The 17888-nt window shown below is 72.7% G+C and carries 18 protein-coding genes; 1 reads left to right on the top strand and 17 read right to left on the bottom strand.

Features of this window, described 5'->3' with window-relative positions:
* Positions 1–30: 30 nt before the first annotated feature.
* From metK to pyrR, 12 genes are all read right to left on the bottom strand, one after another.
* Positions 31–1239, bottom strand: coding sequence for a methionine adenosyltransferase (gene metK / locus BN3788_RS17030; RefSeq protein WP_066588763.1), 1209 nt, complete (start codon positions 1237–1239; stop codon positions 31–33).
* A gap of 26 nt (positions 1240–1265) precedes the next feature.
* Positions 1266–2471 (bottom strand): bifunctional phosphopantothenoylcysteine decarboxylase/phosphopantothenate--cysteine ligase CoaBC, encoded by a 1206-nt coding sequence (coaBC, locus tag BN3788_RS17025; protein WP_066588760.1) that lies wholly within the window; start codon positions 2469–2471, stop codon positions 1266–1268.
* 40 nt (positions 2472–2511) lie between these two features.
* Positions 2512–2778, bottom strand: a complete 267-nt coding sequence (gene rpoZ / locus BN3788_RS17020; RefSeq protein WP_066589652.1) for a DNA-directed RNA polymerase subunit omega — start codon at positions 2776–2778, stop codon at positions 2512–2514.
* Positions 2779–2818: 40 nt separating this feature from the next.
* The gene (gene gmk / locus BN3788_RS17015; protein ID WP_066588758.1) at positions 2819–3388 is read right to left on the bottom strand and encodes a guanylate kinase; all 570 of its coding nucleotides are present in this window, start codon (positions 3386–3388) and stop codon (positions 2819–2821) included.
* A gap of 50 nt (positions 3389–3438) precedes the next feature.
* Positions 3439–3750: an integration host factor, actinobacterial type gene (mihF, locus tag BN3788_RS17010; protein ID WP_066588755.1), complete on the bottom strand. Its 312-nt coding sequence runs from the start codon at positions 3748–3750 to the stop codon at positions 3439–3441.
* Positions 3751–3828: 78 nt separating this feature from the next.
* A complete protein-coding gene (gene pyrF / locus BN3788_RS17005) occupies positions 3829–4689 on the bottom strand; it encodes an orotidine-5'-phosphate decarboxylase (RefSeq protein WP_066588754.1) in 861 nt (286 codons plus the stop codon).
* Complete coding sequence (carB, locus tag BN3788_RS17000; protein WP_066588751.1) at positions 4689–8021, bottom strand: carbamoyl-phosphate synthase large subunit; 3333 nt, start codon at positions 8019–8021, stop codon at positions 4689–4691. The genes pyrF and carB overlap by 1 nt, the downstream gene beginning before the upstream one ends.
* Positions 8021–9211, bottom strand: a complete 1191-nt coding sequence (gene carA, locus BN3788_RS16995; protein WP_066588748.1) for a glutamine-hydrolyzing carbamoyl-phosphate synthase small subunit — start codon at positions 9209–9211, stop codon at positions 8021–8023. Before carA ends, carB begins: the two co-directional genes overlap by 1 nt.
* Positions 9208–9732: a PH-like domain-containing protein gene (locus BN3788_RS16990; protein ID WP_234346702.1), complete on the bottom strand. Its 525-nt coding sequence runs from the start codon at positions 9730–9732 to the stop codon at positions 9208–9210. Before BN3788_RS16990 ends, carA begins: the two co-directional genes overlap by 4 nt.
* 11 nt (positions 9733–9743) lie before the next feature.
* Positions 9744–11087 (bottom strand): dihydroorotase, encoded by a 1344-nt coding sequence (locus BN3788_RS16985; protein WP_066588739.1) that lies wholly within the window; start codon positions 11085–11087, stop codon positions 9744–9746.
* Positions 11084–12076: an aspartate carbamoyltransferase catalytic subunit gene (locus BN3788_RS16980; RefSeq protein ID WP_066588736.1), complete on the bottom strand. Its 993-nt coding sequence runs from the start codon at positions 12074–12076 to the stop codon at positions 11084–11086. Before BN3788_RS16980 ends, BN3788_RS16985 begins: the two co-directional genes overlap by 4 nt.
* Entirely contained in the window at positions 12073–12681 is a 609-nt protein-coding gene (gene pyrR, locus BN3788_RS16975; RefSeq protein WP_066588734.1) for a bifunctional pyr operon transcriptional regulator/uracil phosphoribosyltransferase PyrR, read from the bottom strand. The genes BN3788_RS16980 and pyrR overlap by 4 nt, the downstream gene beginning before the upstream one ends.
* Before the next feature lie 186 nt (positions 12682–12867).
* On the opposite strand from pyrR, the gene BN3788_RS16970 reads away from it, so the two are divergent.
* Positions 12868–15081 (top strand): putative bifunctional diguanylate cyclase/phosphodiesterase, encoded by a 2214-nt coding sequence (locus BN3788_RS16970; protein WP_066588732.1) that lies wholly within the window; start codon positions 12868–12870, stop codon positions 15079–15081.
* Positions 15082–15147: 66 nt separating this feature from the next.
* Here BN3788_RS16970 and nusB read toward each other — a convergent pair whose 3' ends face one another.
* The 5 genes from nusB to BN3788_RS16945 all read right to left on the bottom strand — a co-directional run bounded on the left by nusB (position 15148) and on the right by BN3788_RS16945 (position 17873).
* On the bottom strand, positions 15148–15564 hold the full coding sequence (gene nusB, locus BN3788_RS16965; RefSeq protein WP_066588729.1) for a transcription antitermination factor NusB: 417 nt from the start codon (positions 15562–15564) through the stop codon (positions 15148–15150).
* Position 15565: 1 nt separating this feature from the next.
* Positions 15566–16129, bottom strand: a complete 564-nt coding sequence (efp, locus tag BN3788_RS16960) for an elongation factor P (RefSeq protein WP_066588726.1) — start codon at positions 16127–16129, stop codon at positions 15566–15568.
* A gap of 115 nt (positions 16130–16244) precedes the next feature.
* Positions 16245–16685, bottom strand: coding sequence for a hypothetical protein (locus tag BN3788_RS16955; protein WP_234346701.1), 441 nt, complete (start codon positions 16683–16685; stop codon positions 16245–16247).
* Positions 16686–16729: 44 nt separating this feature from the next.
* Positions 16730–17365 carry a hypothetical protein gene (locus BN3788_RS16950; RefSeq protein ID WP_066588718.1) on the bottom strand — a complete coding sequence of 212 codons (636 nt, stop codon included), beginning with the start codon at positions 17363–17365 and terminating at the stop codon, positions 16730–16732.
* 52 nt (positions 17366–17417) lie between these two features.
* Entirely contained in the window at positions 17418–17873 is a 456-nt protein-coding gene (locus tag BN3788_RS16945) for a type II 3-dehydroquinate dehydratase (protein WP_066588715.1), read from the bottom strand.
* Between the last annotated feature and the right edge of the window lie 15 nt (positions 17874–17888).

Raw genomic sequence — 17888 nt, 5'->3', positions numbered from 1 at the left:
CGGCGACCATCCCCCACGGCGAAGCCGGGGTCAGCCGACTGCTGTGAGGAGGTCGGCGGCGCGGTCGGTGCGCTCCCAGGTGAACTCGGGCAGCTCGCGGCCGAAGTGCCCGTAGGCGGCCGTCCGCTGGTAGATCGGCCGCAGCAGGTCCAGGTCCCGGATGATCGCGGCGGGGCGCAGGTCGAAGACCTCGCGGATGGCCCGCGTGATGCGCTCCAGCGGGACCGTCTCGGTGCCGAACGTCTCCACGTACAGGCCCACGGGCTGCGCCTTGCCGATGGCGTAGGCGACCTGCACCTCGCAGCGCGTCGCGAGCCCGGCGGCGACGACGTTCTTGGCCACCCAGCGCAGCGCGTACGCGGCGGAGCGGTCCACCTTCGACGGGTCCTTGCCGGAGAACGCACCGCCGCCGTGGCGGGCCATGCCGCCGTACGTGTCGACGATGATCTTGCGGCCGGTGAGGCCGGCGTCGCCCTGGGGGCCGCCGACGACGAACGTGCCGGTCGGGTTGACGAGCAGGCGGTGGCCGCGCACGTCGAGGTCCAGGTCGAGCTCGGCGAGGACGGGGGCGACGACATGCTCGGCGATGGCCGGGGCGAGCACGGCCTCGAGGTTCAGGTCGGGGTCGTGCTGGGTGGAGAGCACCACGGTGTCGAGGCGCACCGCGCGGTCGCCCTCGTAGCCGATCGTCACCTGCGTCTTGCCGTCGGGGCGCAGCCCGGGGACCACGTCTGCCTTGCGGACCTCGGCGAGCCGCTCGGCGAGGCGGTGGGCCAGGAAGATCGGCAGCGGCAGGAGCGAGGCGGTGTCGTTGCTGGCGTAGCCGAACATCAGGCCCTGGTCGCCCGCGCCCTGCAGGTCGGGCGGGTCGTGGTCGGCGTCGTCCTGACGCGCCTCGAGCGCCTTGTCGACGCCCTGCGCGATGTCGGGCGACTGCTGCCCGATGGAGACGGACACGCCGCACGAGTCGCCGTCGAAGCCAATGTGGGAGGACGTGTAGCCGATGCCGCGCACCACCTGGCGCACGACCTGCGGGATCTCGACGTACGCGCTGGTCGTCACCTCACCCGCGACATGCACCAGACCGGTGGTGACCATGGTCTCGACTGCCACCCGCGCGGCGGGGTCCTGCTCGAGGATCGCGTCGAGGATGGCGTCGGAGATCTGATCACAGATCTTGTCCGGGTGACCTTCCGTGACGGACTCGGAGGTGAACAGTCGCATGTCAGGCTCGGTCATGCGGAACAGCCTAATGCGGCCGACGCTCACAGATGTGCGAGTACCGCATCCCAGACTCGGTCGGCGACGACGTCTTTGCTGCCGCTGGCCGTGGCCACGACCTCCGCGTCGCGGTCGAGGATGGTGATGTCGTTGTCGGCTGTGCCGAACCCGCGCCCGGCGCCCACCGCGTTGACGACGAGCAGGTCGGCTCGCTTGCGCAGGGCCTTCGCCCGGCCGTGCTCGAGCACCGACGCGCCGTCGTCGCCGGTCTCCGCGGCGAAGCCCACCACGACCTGCCCAGGCCGCAACCGCTCGGCGGCCAGCTCGGCGAGGATGTCGGGGTTCTGCCCGAGCCGCAGGACGAGCGGGTCGCCCCCCGACTTCTTGATCTTGGACGTGGCGCTGGACGCCGGGCGGAAGTCCGCGACGGCTGCGGCCATGACCACCACGTCCGCGTCCTTCGCCGCGGCGCGCACCGCGTCCCGCAGCTGCTCGGTGGTCTCGACCGGGAGCGCCTCGACGCCCTCAGGCACAGGCAGGGCGACGTTGGCGGTGACCAGGGTCACCCGGGCGCCGCGTGCGCGCGCCGCACGGGCGAGGGCGTATCCCTGGCGGCCGGAGGACCGGTTGCCCAGGTACCGCACGGGGTCGAGCGGCTCGCGGGGGCCACCGGCGGAGACCACGACGGGCATGCCGGCGAGGTCCTGCGCCGGGGACGGCTCGGCGGGCTCCACGAGGGCCAGCGCAGCGGCGGCCACGACCTCCGGGTCGGGCATCCGGCCGGGGCCCGTGTCCGCGCCGGTGAGCCGCCCCGAGGCGGGCTCCAGCACATGCACCCCGCGCTCACGCAGTGTGCGCACGTTCGCGACGGTGGCCGGGTGCTCCCACATCTCGGTGTGCATCGCGGGGGCGACGAGCACCGGGCATCGGGCGGTGAGCAGCGTGGCCGTGAGCAGGTCGTCGGCGCGGCCGGTGGCCGCGCGCGAGAGCAGGTCGGCGGTGGCGGGCGCGACGACGACCAGGTCGGCCGACTTGCCCAGCGAGACGTGCGGCACATGCGGCACGTCCTCGAAGACCTCGGTGCTCACCGGATGCCCGGACAAGGCCTCCCAGGTGGCCAGCCCGACGAACTCGAGCGACGCCCGCGTGGGCACCACCCGGACGTCATGGCCGGCCTCGGTGAGCAGGCGCAGCAGCAGGGCTGACTTGTAGGCGGCGATGCCGCCGGAGACGCCGAGGACGATGCGCATGGGGTCCGCCGAGGTGGCGCCTGCCCGGAGGCGAGGCGGCTCAGGCCTCGGTCGTCGACTCGACCGTCAGGAGCCCGCCGTCGATCTCGCGCATGGCGATCGAGAGGGGCTTCTCCTGCGGACGGGTCTCGACGAGGGGGCCGACGTACTCGAGCAGGCCCTCGTTGAGCTGGGAGTAGTAGGCGTTGATCTGACGCGCGCGCTTGGCCGAGTAGATGACGAGCGCGTACTTGGAGTCCGCGCGCTCGAGCAGCTGGTCGATGGGCGGGTCGGTGATGCCGACTGGGGCGGCGACGGTTCCGGACACGGTGAACTCCGCACGTTGCAGGGGTGGGACTGGGGCCATGTTACCCGGTCGGAAGTCCCATCAGGTGGACCAGCTCGTCAGTCGCCCGCCGGACGTCGTCGTTGACGATGGTGTGGTCGAACTCCGACTCGGCGGCGAGCTCGACGCGCGCCGTCTCCAGGCGGCGCTCGCGCTCCTCGGCGTCCTCGGTCCCCCGGCCCACGAGCCGGCGCACCAACTCGTCCCAGCTCGGCGGCGCGAGGAAGATGAACTGAGCGTCCGGCATGGACGCGCGCACCTGGCGCGCGCCCTGCAAGTCGAGCTCGAGGAGCACCGGCTCACCGGCCGCGAGATGCGCCTCGACCGGCCCACGCGGTGTCCCGTAGCGGTTGCGGCCATGGACCACGGCCCACTCGAGCATCTCGCCGCGCTCGACCATCGCGTCGAACTCGGCGCCCGAGACGAAGTGGTAATGCACCCCCTCGACCTCCCCGGGCCGCGGCGCCCGGGTCGTCGCCGACACCGAGAGCCACAACTCGGGATACCGCGACCGCACGTCGGCGGACACGGTGCCCTTGCCAACGGCGGTCGGTCCGGCGAGAACGGTGAGCCGGGCAGGCGTCGTCGTCATGAGGGTGCAGCACTCCTGGGCCAGTGGTGGGGGGACCCACTGACGCTACCTCACCCGAACCTGTCCACCAGCGCCTTGATCTGGTGGGGGCCCAGGCCGCGCACGCGGCGCGTCTCGGAGATGCCCACCTCGGACATGATGGCCCGCGCCTTGACCTTGCCGACTCCGGGGAGCGACTCGAGGAGCGCGACGACCTTGAGCTTGCCGATGGTGTCGTCCTCATGGCCTTGGGCGATCACCTCCGAGAGAGTCCCCTGGGAGTACTTCAGCCGGTTCTTCACCTCGGCGCGTGCCTGCCGCGCTGCGGCGGCCTTCTCTAGAGCTGCGGAACGTTGTTCTGGAGTCAGCGGTGGAAGAGCCACTCGAGTCACCTTCTCGTCAGTGGGACGTGATCGTCCACCGAACCTAGCGAGCATTCGCACAGGTCGGCAACGCGAACGTCATCGCAGGGCGGCGGCGGCTTCCGCCGCGGCGGCGGCCGCAGCCCGTCGCAGGGCGTCGCGATCGGGCCCGGCGGCCAGCACACCACGTGACGAGGAGGCGAGGACAGCTCGTCGAGCGGCCCCGAACACGGCTGCGAGCTCGTCCGCGCCGGCCCCCTGGGCGCCCACCCCGGGGGCCAGCAACGGCCCCCGGACGGCGGCCAGGTCCACGCCCGTGCGGGCGGCCGCATCCCCGATCGTGGCGCCCACGACGAGCCCGATCGACCCCAGCTCGGCCCCGGACGCGGCGACCTCGCGCTCGTTGAGGGCCCCCGCCTCCAGGGCCATCCGGGACGCCACCGACACCCCGTGCGCGTCGCGCGCATGCTGCACGGACGCGCCTTCGGGGTTCGACGTCAGGGCCAGCACGAACAGGCCGCGCCCGGTGGCCTGGGCGGCCTCGACGGCGGGCGCGATCGAGCCGAAGCCCAGGTAGGGCGACACCGTCAGCGCGTCGCCGGCGAGCGGCGAGCCGTCCCGCAGGTAGGCGTCGGCGTATGCGGCCATCGTGGAGCCGATGTCGCCGCGCTTCGCGTCGACGATCACCAGCGTCCCGGAGTCGCGTCCCGCCGCGACGACCTCCTCGAGCACGGCGACCCCGGCGGAGCCGTGCCGCTCGAAGAGCGCCGACTGGGGCTTGAGCGCCGCGACGCGGCCGCCCAGGGCGTCGGTAACGGCGCGCGCGAACGCCGACAGCCCGGACGCGTCGTCGGGCAGCCCCCACGCCCGCAGCAGGCCGGGGTGCGGGGCGATCCCGACGCACAGCGGGCCGTGGGCGTCCATCGCCGCGGCCAGGCGCGCGCCGAACGTGGCGCCCATCAGGCCACCGACCCGGCGACGCGACGTGCCCCGCGGGCGGCGTCGTGCTCCTGCAGGCTGGTCACCTGGAACGGCCCGGCGAGGGCCGCCTCGATGCCCTGCACGGCCGCGCCGAGCTGCTGCACCGTCGTGACAATCGCCTTGTCGGCAGCGGTGGTCGCCGCGCGGATCTCGTAGCCGTCCGCACGGGCGCCCTGCCCTGAGGGCGTGTTCACCACGATGTCCACCCGGCCCTGCGTGATGAGGTCGACGATGGTGGGCTCCCCCGCGTCGCCCCGGCCCTCCGAGTGCTTGCGCACGACCCGGGACTCGATGCCGCTGCGGCGCAGCACCGCGGCGGTGCCCTCGGTGGCGAGGATCTCGAAGCCGAGCTCGGCCAGGCGCTTCACCGGGAAGACGATCGAGCGCTTGTCGCGGTCGGCCACCGAGATGAACGCCGCCCCGGAGGTCGGCAGGCCGCCGAACGCCGCGGCCTGCGACTTGGCGAACGCCGTGGGGAAGTCCACGTCGAAGCCCATCACCTCGCCCGTGGACCGCATCTCCGGCCCGAGCACGGTGTCGACGACTGTGCCGTCGGCGGTGCGGAAGCGCTTGAACGGCAGCACCGCCTCCTTCACGGCGATGGGCGCGTTCAGGTCGAGCACGCTGGCGTCGGTCTGCGGGAGCACGCCCGAGGCGCGCAGGTCGGCGATCGTGTGGCCCGTCATGACCAGCGCGGCGGCCTTCGCGAGCGAGACGCCGGTGGCCTTCGAGACGAACGGCGCGGTGCGCGACGCGCGCGGGTTGGCCTCCAACACGTAGAGCACGTCGGAGACGAGCGCGAACTGGATGTTGAGCAGCCCGCGCACCCCGACGCCGCGCGCGATGGCCTCGGTGGAGCGGCGGATGCGCTCCAGCTCAGCCGTGGAGAGCGTGACCGGGGGCAGCACGCACGCCGAGTCGCCGGAGTGGATGCCCGCCTCCTCGATGTGCTCCATGACGCCGCCGAGGAACAGCTCGTGGCCGTCGTAGATCGCGTCCACGTCGATCTCGATCGCGTCGTCGAGGAAGCGGTCGATGAGCAGCGGCGGCAGGGCGCCGGCGCGGCCCGTGTGGTCCACCGCCGCCTCGAGGGCCCGCTCGACGTACTCGGTGAGCTGCACCTCGTCGTAGACGATCTCCATGCCGCGCCCGCCCAGCACGTACGACGGGCGGACGAGCACCGGGAAGCCGATGCCGCGGGCGATCTCGCGGGCCGCCTCGAGCGTCGTGGCGGTGCCGAAGGCCGGCGCGGGGAGCCCCGCCTCGGCGAGGACGGCGCCGAAGGCTCCGCGGTCCTCGGCGGCGTCGATGGCCGCGGGCGACGTGCCCAGGATCGGCAGACCAGCGTCGGCGAGGCGCTGCGCGAGCGACAGCGGGGTCTGGCCGCCGAGCTGCACGATGAGGCCGGCCACCGGCCCGGCGGCGAGCTCCGCCTCGTAGACCTCCAGGACGTCCTCGAAGGTCAACGGCTCGAAGTAGAGCCGGTCGGAGGTGTCGTAGTCGGTCGAGACGGTCTCCGGGTTGCAGTTGACCATGACGGTCTCGTACTCGCCCTTGAGGGCCAGCGCGGCATGCACGCATGAGTAGTCGAACTCGATGCCCTGGCCGATGCGGTTGGGGCCCGAGCCGAGGATCAGCACCGCCGGGCGGTCGCGCGGGGCGACCTCCGTCTCCTCGTCATACGACGAATAGTGGTACGGGGTGCGGGCCTCGAACTCGGCGGCGCAGGTGTCGACGGTCTTGTAGACCGGGCGGACCCCGAGGGCGTGCCGGGTGCGGCGCACCTCGTCCTCGGTGACGCCGCGCAACGACGCGATCTGCGGGTCGGACAGGCCGTGCCGCTTGGCGTGGGCGAGCACGTCGGCGGTGAGCGCCGGGGCGTCGGCGGTGGCCTGCGCGACCTCGTTGACCAGGACGACCTGGTCGAGGAACCACGGGTCGATGCCGGTGCGCTCGTAGACCTCCTCGACGCTCACCCCGGCGCGCAGCGCCTGCTGCACGTCGACGTGGCGGCCCTCGGTGGGGCGGGAGAGCGACTCGACGAGCGACTCGAGATCGGCGCCCGTGAGCGGCTCGCCGTCCCAGTGGAACGTCGAGCCCTTCTTGTCGATCGAGCGCATGGCCTTGCCCAGGGCCTCGGTGTAGTTGCGGCCCAGCGCCATCGCCTCGCCCACCGACTTCATGGTGGTGGTCAGCGTGTCGTCCGCTGCCGGGAACTTCTCGAAGGCGAAGCGGGGCACCTTGACCACGACGTAGTCGAGCGTGGGCTCGAAGGACGCCGGGGTGGAGCCGGTGATGTCGTTGGGGATCTCGTCGAGCGTGTAGCCGATGGCCAGGCGGGCCGCGATCTTCGCGATGGGGAAGCCCGTGGCCTTGGACGCCAGCGCCGAGGAGCGCGACACGCGCGGGTTCATCTCGATGACGATGATGCGGCCCGTGTCCGGGTGGATCGCGAACTGGACGTTGCAGCCGCCCGTGTCCACGCCGACCTCGCGGATGATCGCGATGCCGATGTCGCGCATGCGCTGGAACTCGCGGTCCGTGAGCGTCAGAGCCGGCGCCACGGTGACCGAGTCGCCCGTGTGCACGCCGACCGGGTCGACGTTCTCGATCGAGCACACGACCACGACGTTGTCGGCCTTGTCCCGCATGAGCTCGAGCTCGAACTCCTTCCAGCCGAGGATCGACTCCTCCAGGAGCACCTCGGTGGTCGGCGAGTAGTGCAGGCCCTGCCCGACGATGCGGCGCAGGTCCGCCTCGTCGTAGGCCATGCCCGAGCCCAGGCCGCCCATCGTGAACGACGGGCGCACCACCATCGGGTAGCCCAGCACGTCGGCCGCGGTGACGGCCTCCTCGACGGAGTGGATGATCTCCGAGCGGGCGCTCTCCCCGCCGCAGACCTCCACGACCTCCTTGAACTGCTGGCGGTCCTCGCCCTTCTGGATGGCGGCGATGTTCGCGCCGATCAGCTCGACGCCGTACTCCTCGAGCACACCCGCCTCGTCGAGCTCGATGGCCGCGTTCAGCGCCGTCTGCCCGCCCAGAGTCGCGAGCACCGCGTCCGGGCGCTCCTTGGCGATGATCGAGGTCAGCACCTCGCGGGTGATGGGCTCCACGTACGTGGCGTCGGCGAACTCGGGGTCCGTCATGATCGTGGCGGGGTTCGAGTTCACCAGGACGACCCGGATGCCCTCGTCCCGCAGCACGCGGCACGCCTGCGTGCCCGAGTAGTCGAACTCACACGCCTGCCCGATGACGATCGGCCCGGAGCCGATGACGAGGACGCTGGAGATGTCTGTGCGACGCGGCATCAGTCGTCGGCACCCTTCTGCGCACCCGTGGTGTGCATGAGCTCGAGGAAACGGTCGAAGAGGTACGCGGCGTCATGCGGGCCCGCCGCGGCCTCGGGGTGGTACTGCACCGAGAAGGCCGGCAGGTCCAGGGCGGACAGGCCCTCGACGACGTCGTCGTTCAGATTCACGTGGGACACCACGACCCGGCCGTAGCGGCCGCCGTCATGTGGCGCCGTGGACTCGCCGTCCAGCGGGGCGTCCACAGCGAAGCCGTGGTTGTGCGCGGTGATCTCCACCTTGCCGGTCAGGCGGTCCACCACCGGCTGGTTCACGCCACGGTGGCCGTAGCCCAACTTGTACGTGCCGTAGCCGAGCGCCCGGCCCAGCAGCTGGTTGCCGTAGCAGATCCCGAAGAACGGGATACGGCGGTCGAGCACCGCGCGCAGCAGCTCGACCTCATGCGTGGCGGCGGCCGGGTCGCCGGGGCCGTTCGAGAAGAACACCCCGTCAGCGCCGGTGGCCAGCACATCGTCGATGGTCGCGTCCGAGGGCAGCACATGCACCCGGATGCCCCGCTCCGCCATCCGCTGCGGCGTCATGGACTTGATGCCCAGGTCCACCGCGGCGACGGTGGCCACCGGCTCGGCCAGCGGCGCGCCGTCGGCCCCGAGGGGCTCCACGACGTACGCCTGCGACGTCGAGACCTCGCCGGCCAGGTCGGCGCCCTGCATCGCCGGGGCGGCCTGCACCGCGGCGAGCAGCACGTCGTCGGGCAGGCGCGAGCCGTCAGCCCCGAGCAGCGCCTCGCCGGAGAAGATCCCACCCCGCATCACGCCCCGCTCACGCAGGTGGCGCGTCAGCGCACGGGTGTCGATGTCCGAGATGCCGACCACGCCCTGCGCGGCGAGCTCCTCGTCCAGCGTCCGCTCGGAGCGCCAGTTCGACGGGCGGCGCGCAGGGTCGCGCACCACGAAGCCGGCCACCCAGATGCGGCCCGACTCCGGGTCCTCGTCGTTCACACCGGTGTTGCCGATGTGCGGGGCCGTCATCACCACGATCTGCCGGTGATAGCTGGGGTCGGTGAGCGTCTCCTGGTACCCAGTCATGCCGGTGTTGAAGACGATCTCGCCGACAGTGGCCCCGGTGGCGCCGTAGGCGCGCCCGCGGAACGTCCGCCCGTCCTCCAGGATCAGGACTGCGTCGGTCATTGCTGCTCCTTCTGCGCCACGGGGGACGTCGGGTCGATCAAGCCTCGGGCTGCCTCGAGCAGGCGCGTGCGGTCCTGGGAGCGACGCGGGCGCACACCCGTGTCGAGCCCGCGCTCGTCACCTTCCAGCGCCCAGGTGAGGACGACGATCCCGTCGCCCCCGACGTACTTGCCAGCCATGCCGGACGTCGTGCCGACCGACCGCAACGACTGCGACGGCACCCACACGTCCGCCGCGCCACGCCGCGTCAGCAGGACACCGCGCTCGAACACCTGCGCCTGCGCGGCACTGCGCACGCCCAAGTCGTGCGCCACGACCCGGTCGAGCCAGTCGCCGGCACGCGTCGAGGAGATGTACGTGGCCTCCATCGGCTCGGTCACCGGCGCCCCGCGCAACCCCTCCGCGGGCGTCGCCGGCAGGTCGGGGACCACGGCGGCCGTGCTCACGCCCCGGCTCCGCCACCCGCGCCGCATCGACCACAGCACCAGCGCGCCCAGGGCCACCAGGACGACGATCGTCACGCCCGCCCGCATCAGACGGCCTCGCGGCCGGCAGCACGGCGGCTGCCGTCCGGGCCGTCCTGCGCCCGACCACCGAGCACCGTGGCCCGGCCGCGCAGGAACGTCGCCACGACCGCGCCCGGCAGCTCACGGCCGCGGAACGGGGAGTTGGCGCTCGCGGTGCCCTGCTCCTCGGGGACCACCGTGCGGCGCGCCGACGGGTCGACGAGCGTGAGGTTCGCGGCCTCCCCCACCGCCAGCGGCCGCCCCTGGTCCTCGACGCGGCCGATCGCCGCGGGCGTGCTGGACAGCACGCGGGCGACGTCCGCCCAGGTCATGCGCCCGGTGTCGACCATGGCCTCCTGCACCACCGACAGCGCGGTCTCCAGGCCCGTCATGCCGAAGGCGGCGGCGGCCCACTCGCAGTCCTTGTCCTCGCGCGGATGCGGCGCGTGGTCGGTGGCGACGATGTCGATGGTGCCGTCCGCCAAGCCCGCCCGGACGGCCTCGACGTCGGCGGCGGTGCGCAGCGGCGGGGTGACCTTGAACACCGGGTCGTAGCCGCGGGCCTCCTCGTCCGTGAGCATGAGGTGGTGCGGGGTGACCTCGGCCGTCACGTCGATGCCCCGCGACTTCGCCCAGCGGATGATCTCCACCGAGCCGGCCGTGGACAGGTGGCACACGTGCAGGCGCGAGCCGACGTGCTCGGCGAGCAGCACGTCGCGGGCGATGATCGCCTCCTCGGCGACCGCGGGCCAGCCCGCGAGGCCGATCTCCGCGGAGACGACGCCCTCGTGCATCTGGGCGCCGACGGTCAGGCGCGGCTCCTGCGAGTGCTGGGAGACCACCCCGTCGAAGGCCTTCGTGTACTCGAGCGCGCGGCGCATCAGCACCGGGTCGCTCACGCACTTGCCGTCGTCGGAGAACACCCGCACACGGGCGGCGGAGCTGGCCATCGCGCCGAGCTCGGCGAGGTGCTCGCCGTCCAGGCCCACGCTCACCGCGCCGACGGGGCGCACGTCGACCCAGCCCGCGTCACGGCCCAGGCGCCACACCTGCTCGACGACGCCGGCGGTGTCCTGGGTCGGCGTGGTGTTGGCCATCGCGTGCACGGCCGTGAAGCCGCCGAGGGCCGCCGCGCGCGTCCCGGACAGCACCGTCTCGGCGTCCTCGCGTCCCGGCTCGCGCAGATGCGTGTGCAGGTCCACCAGGCCGGGCAGCAGCACCAGGCCCGCGCCGTCGACGACGACAGCGTCGTCACCCGCCTGAGCGGCGGCGTCGGGCCCCATCGCGGCGATCACGCCGTCGGCCAGCAGCACGTCCACGGGCTCGCCGCCCAGGGGCGCCACGGCCCGGAGCAGATACGTCGTCCTCACGCTGCGTCCACCTTCACGTTCGTCGTCTGCTCCCCCGCGAGGAGCATGTACAGCACAGCCATCCGCACGGCCACCCCGTTGGCGACCTGTTCCACGATCACGGCGCGGGGCGAGTCCGCCGCCTCCGCCGAGATCTCCAGGCCGCGGTTCATCGGGCCCGGGTGCATGACGATGGCGTGCTCGGCCAGGTTGCGCAGCCGGCGGCCGTCAAGCCCGTAGCCGCGCGAGTACTCGACCGGGCTCGGGAAGAACCCGCCGCCCGCGTTCGACATCCGCTCGCGCTGCACGCGGAGCATCATCACGGCGTCCGGCTGCTCGTCGGCCAGCACCGCGTCGAGGTCGTAGGACACTCGGGCGGGCCACGCCTCGACCCCGACGGGGACCAGCGTGGGCGGCGCCACGAGCGTCACCTCGGCGCCCAGGGTGTGCAGGAGCTGCACGTTGGAGCGGGCGACCCGGCTGTGCAGCACGTCCCCGACGATCGCGACCCGCAGCCCCTGCAGGTCGCGGCCGCTGACATCCGCGCGCCCGCCGTCGCCCACCAGGTGGCGGCGGATCGTGTACGCGTCGAGCAGCGCCTGCGTGGGGTGCTGATGGGTGCCGTCGCCCGCGTTGACGACGGCGCCGTTCGTCCAGCCCGAGTGCGCCAGCCGGTGCGGGGCGCCGGAGGCCTGGTGGCGGATGACCACCGCGTCCGCGCCCATCGCCTGCAGGGTCTGCGCGGTGTCCTTGAGCGACTCGCCCTTGGACACGCTCGAGCCCTTCGCCGAGAAGTTGATCACGTCAGCCGAGAGCCGCTTGGCGGCCGTCTCGAAGGAGATCCGGGTGCGCGTCGAGTCCTCGAAGAACAGGTTGACGACGGTGCGGCCGCGCAACGTGGGGAGCTTCTTGATCTCGCGCGCCTGCGTGGCGGCCATCTGCCCAGCCGTGTCGAGCACCCGGATCGCCGCGTCGCGGTCGAGGTCCTGGGCGGAGAGCAGATGCCTCATCGCGCGCCTCCCGAGATGAGCACGGCGTCCTGGCCGTCGATCTCGGCGACCAGCACGCGCACCCGCTCCGAGGTGGAGGTCGGCAGGTTCTTGCCGACGAAGTCCGCGCGGATCGGCAACTCGCGGTGTCCCCGGTCCACCAGCGCGGCGAGCTGCACCACGCGGGGGCGGCCCAGGTCGCTCAGGGCGTCGAGGGCGGCGCGGATCGTGCGGCCGGAGTAGAGCACGTCGTCCACCAGCACCACGACCTTGCCGTCGATGCCGCCGTCGGGCAGCGCCGTCCGGCCGATCGCGCGGGTGGGGTGCAGGGCCAGGTCGTCGCGGTGCATCGTGACGTCCAGGCTGCCGACCAGGTCCGCGACCTCGAGTCCGGGCTCCACGTCGGCGAGGCGCTGCGCCAGGCGATGCGCGAGCGGCAGGCCACGGGTGGGGATGCCCAGCAGCACTAGGTCGGAGCCGCCCTTGTTGCGCTCGAGGATCTCGTGGGCGATGCGCGTCAGTGCCCGGCCGATCTCAGCGGCTCCCAGGACGACTGTCGTGTCCGGAGCGGCGGTCAGGTCCGCGGGCCGTGCGCCATCGATGGGCGCACCAGTGCCAGAGCTCATCTGGCAGCCTCCTTCCCCGCCTCTCTGGACGGGCCTTAAAGGAATATCTGTCAGGACTCGACAATACCGCCCCGCGGCGAATGCCCTGACGCACCGCCACACACTGGACGCGCGCCGGCTGCCGCGGAGGCGTCGTCACCCGGATGCCGACTCAATGCCGCGGGCGAATGGACCGATTGAGCGAACATGGAGATCTCAGCGCCGACCTGGGCGGCGCTCGTGCAGTTCTCCGCCGCCGGATTGGTGGGCGGCTTCTGCATGCTGCACTGGGTGTGGTGGCGGGGACGCCTCCGCCGGGCGGGCGCCGCCTGGACGCTGCTGTGGTCCGCCGCGCTCGCGCTCCTGTTCCTCGTCAACGGCCTCCTGGCCGTCCTGCCGGCCGGCGAGGTGCTGCCCTTCGTGCGCGCACAGCTCCTCGCGGCCGCCGTCGTCCTGGCACTGCCCGCCACCCGTGCCTACGCCTCCGGCCCGCCCGTGCGCGCCTACGTCCTCGCCACCAGCGCGCTGTACATCCTGCGCGCCGTGCTGTGGCTGGGCACGGACCTCGTCGTCCGCCACGGAGGGGGCGCGTCGGCCCGCGGCCCGGTCGACGCCATCACCTTCCTCGTCCCCGTGACGATCGTGGGCGTCTATGTGGTGGTCGCCGTCGGCAAGACCCGCCTGACGGCCATGGGCGCCGCCCTCCTCGCCGTCTCGTCGCTGTCCACCCTGGTGCTCGTCGCGTCGTTCCTCGTGGCCGACCCCGCCCTGCGGGAGATCCTCACCAGCTCGTGGGCGATCCCGCTGTGCATCGGCCTGGAGGCGCTCGCGCTGCACCGGCTCCGGCGCTCGCAGTGGGAGGCCGACCGGCAGAACAGCATGCGCGACGCGGTCGCGCGCATCGCCAACGCCGCCTGGTTCCTCAAGGACCCCGAGGCGTTGCTGCTGCGCGCCCGCGAGGAGGCCCGTCACGTGCTCGGCGACCCGAAGATCGAGGGCTCGCTGCGCAACCTGCCGCGCGGGAGGTTCGTCACCGAGCTGTTCCCCCTCGAGGGCCGGCCGCTCGACCCCCGCGAGCGGGGCTTCTTGATGGACCTCGCCCAGCTCGTCTCGGCGCACGCCGAGCGCACCGAGCTCGCCGACCGGCTCGGACGGGCCGCGTTCACCGACTCGCTCACCTCGCTGCCCAATCGGCACGCCCTCGACAAGCAGCTCGCCGAGGCGCTGGACCAGGCCGAGGTGGAGCGCACCCGCGTCGCTGTCGTCTACTGCGACCTGGACCACTTCAAGCAGGCGAACGACCACCACGGCCACGCCTGGGGTGACGCGCTGCTCGTCCAGGTCGCCGACCACCTGCGCTCGCAGGTGCCCGCAGGCTCGAGCGTCGCGCGGCTCGGCGGCGACGAGTTCGTCGCGGTGATCTCCCGGGCGCCGTCGGATGACGCGCTGCGCGACCTCGGCCACCGCCTGCGCAACGGCTTCACCGGACCCGGGACGGTCAGCAACGCCCCACGCCTCACGGTGGGCATCGCCGCATGGGAGCCCGGCGAGCCGCTGGACACCGAGGCCCTGCTGCGCCACGCCGACACCGCGATGCTCGAGGCGAAGCGCACCCGCGTCGGCGTGCTCCTGTTCGACCGGCCGCTCCGCCGCCGGGTCCAGTCGGAGACGCGCCTGCGCCGCGCTCTCGACGAGGGCATCGCCGACCACGAGTTCGTCACCCACTTCCAGCCGATCGTCGACGCCCGCACCTTGGAGGTCGTCGAGCTCGAGGCGCTCGCCCGCTGGTCGCACCGGGGCACCATGCTCCAGCCCGCCGAGTGGCTCCCCCTGGCCGAGGAGTCAGGCCTGATCATCCCGATCGGCGAGGCGCTCATGGCCAGCGCCCGCACGGGCTACGACCGCTTCCAACTGCCCGTGGCCGTCAACGTCGCGGCGCGCCAGGTCTCCGAGCCCGACTTCCTCGACCAGGTGGAGCGCGCCTGGGGCGACAGCGAGTGGGTGCGCCTGACGATCGAGGTCACCGAGAGCGCGCTGCTCGCCGACGACGCCGCCGCGACCATCAAATTGCAGGCGTTGCGCGAGCGGGGCGTGCGCATCGCGCTCGACGACTTCGGCACCGGCTACAGCTCGCTGTCCCGCCTCGCGTCACTGCCCGTGGACATCCTGAAGATCGACCAGTCCTTCGTGCGGGAGATCGGCACCGCGCGCGGCATCGCGGTGCTGCGCGCGATCCTGGGACTCGCCGAGGCCCATGGCCTCGAGGTCGTCGCCGAGGGCGTGGAGCAGGCCACCCAGCTCACCGCGCTGGTCGAGCTGGGTGTCACGCGGGTGCAGGGAAACCTGCTCGGCCGGGCCGCGCCCGGGCTGCCCGTGCGCGGACCGCGGCCGCGCCGGCATGGGGCGCTCGGCGCACGGTAGGCGCCCCCTGGCGCACATGTGCCCCGGGGCTGTGGGGCTCCGGGGCACACGTGGGCGGCTGCGCGCTCAGGCCAGCAGCGTCGGCTTCAGGTCGACGATCCGGCCCAGCAGGCCGTTGATGAAGGTCGGCGAGTCGTCCGTCGACAGCGCGCGGGCCAGCTCGACAGCCTCGTCCACGGCGACCGCGTCCGGGACGTCGTCGTTGTAGAGGACCTCCCAGATCCCCAGCCGGACCAGGGCGCGGTCCACGGCGGGCATCCGCTCGATGGTCCAGCCGTGGGCGTGCGTCGAGATCAGCTCGTCGATGCGCGCCTGGCGGGCGGCGACGCCCTCGACCAGGTCCACCGAGTACTGCGGCAACGCCGACTCCGTGCCCGGCTCGGCGATGCGCTGCGCGAGCAGCGTCACCGGGTCGAGGCGGCGCTGCTCGGCCTCGAAGAGGACGTCGATGGCCCGCTTGCGGGCCTTGGTGCGAGCTCCCACGTCAGTCGTTCACGCGGCCGAGGTAGCTCCCGTCGCGGGTGTCCACCTTGACCCTCGTGCCAGTCTCCAGGAACAGCGGGACCTGGATCTCATAGCCCGTCTGCACCGTGGCGGGCTTGGTGCCGCCCGTGGAGCGGTCGCCCTGCAGGCCCGGCTCGGTGTAGGTGATCTCCAGCACGACCGACGGGGGCAGCTCGACGTACAGCGGCACGCCCTCGTTCGTCGCGACCATGGCGCTCTGGTTCTCGAGCAGGAAGTTCGCCGCGTCGCCGACGACCGTCTCCGCGACGGGCATCTGGTCGAACGTGTCGGTGTCCATGAAGATGTAGTCCGAGCCGTCCTTGTACAGGTACTGCATGTCGCGCTTGTCGACGTTCGCCGTCTCGACCTTCAGGCCGGCGTTGAACGTCTTGTCGACGACCTTGCCCGAGAGGACGTTCTTCAGCTTGGTGCGGACGAACGCCCCACCCTTGCCGGGCTTCACGTGCTGGAACTCGACGACAGCCCAGAGCTGGCCGTCGATCTTCAGCACGGTGCCGTTCTTGAGGTCGTTGGTGGTGGCCACGAGAGCTGCTTCCTGTCGAGTTGAGAATGTGCGAGTCGTCGCCGCGCTCACCTCGCCTTGCAGGAGGGGGCGACCAGACCGCCGACCATCGTACAGCGCGCGACGCTTCCCAACCTCAGGCCAGCAGGATCGCGCGGCCGGCGAGCCCCACCAGGGCTGCCCAGATCATCGAGGTGAGCGTCCCGATGACGAACCTCTCCGACGCGCCGGGGTTCTCCCGCAGCTCCGGGTAACGGCCCAGGCCCTTGACGGCGACGACGATCGCGATCCCGCTCGTCTCCCCCGCCAGCAGGCACCCGGTCACCGCCACCCGCTCGAGCAGCCCGATCCACGTCCCCCCGCGCAGCACCGCGCGCGCCCGGTCGCCGTCAGGCCCGTCGGAGAGGGCGGTGGGCCGCGGGGCGCCCTCGTCGTGCGGCGCAGCCTCGTCCTTCGCCGACCCCGCGTCGGAGGACCGCCCGGCCAGGTGCAGCACGCCGGCGGTCAGCACCCCCCCGCCCACGGCGCTCACCGCCAGCATCGCCAGGACGGTGAGCAGCATGAGCACGGGGTGCACGGGATCTCCTTCGATGCGGACGGCGGCGGGACGAGTCTGGCGGATCAGGGCGCGTCGCGAGAACCCGCCGCCGCCTCGGCAAGCAGCCGGGCGGCCACCGGCCGGGCTGCCTGCTCCTCGAGCCAGAGCGCGGTCCGCAGCCGTTGGCTCACCGCCTGCTGGGTGACGCCGACGCGGCTGGCGATCAGGTCCTGCCGGGTCTCGCCGGAGCGCTCGACGGCGTCCACGACCTCCCATCCGGCCGCGGTGCGGCGCTGCAACGTGGCGCCGAGCAGCACGAGCACCGCCTCGGCCTCACGCGCCCGCTCCTCGTCGGCGCCGTGCACCACCAGGGGCACCACCTTCAGGCGGCTCTTGGCCTGCTCGACGGCGTCGCGTGCCATGACGAACGCGGGTCCGGATCCGGCGCGGGAGGACTCGGGCAGGGGCTCGTCCACGTCGCCCGCGCCGATGCCGATGCTCCAGCCCGTGAGCCGCAGCACCGCCAGGGCCACGTCCACCGCAAGGGCCGGGTCGTCGAGGACGCACTGCACCTCGTCTCCAACGGTCCGCTCGAACGGGGCGACCACGCCTGCCGACCCGCGATGCATGTCGCCGCGTGCCCGGAGGTGGGCGAGGAGCTCGCCGACCCGGTCGCCGACGCGGCGGCTGCCCTGCTGGTCGATCGTCAGGATGAACATGTCACAAGGCTAGAGCCTTGTTCCGCCTGTTACAAGGCTAGAGCCTTGTTGATCAAACCGAGGACTGCCCGACCCGCCCGGCGACGGCGTCCAGCGCCAGCCGGTAGGAGTCGAAGCCGAACCCGGCGATCGTCCCGGTGGCGACGGCGCCGATGACGGACGTGTGCCGGAACTCCTCGCGGGCGTACGGGTTCGACAGGTGCACCTCGACGAGCACCAGCCCGGCCTTGGTCACCTGGGCCGCCGCATCGCGCACCGCGTAGGAGTAGTGCGTGAAGGCGGCGGGGTTCAGCACGACATGCGCGCCGCTGTCGACGGCCTCATGCAACCAGCCGACCAGCTCCGACTCGGAATCCGTCTGCCGCACCACCACGTCGAGGCCCCGCTCGGCGCCCCACCGCTCCCCCGCGGCCACGAGGTCCGTGTACGACGCGGAGCCGTACACGTCCGGCTCGCGGACGCCGAGGCGGCCGAGGTTGGGACCGTTGAGCAGGAGGACGCGCGTCATGCCGCGAGCCTAGGG

This window comes from Cellulomonas timonensis, assembly GCF_900046455.1.
GTDB lineage: Bacteria > Actinomycetota > Actinomycetes > Actinomycetales > Cellulomonadaceae > Cellulomonas_A > Cellulomonas_A timonensis.
The sequence above is the reverse complement of the archived record's forward strand: the minus strand, read 5'-3'. Positions and strand labels throughout refer to the sequence as shown.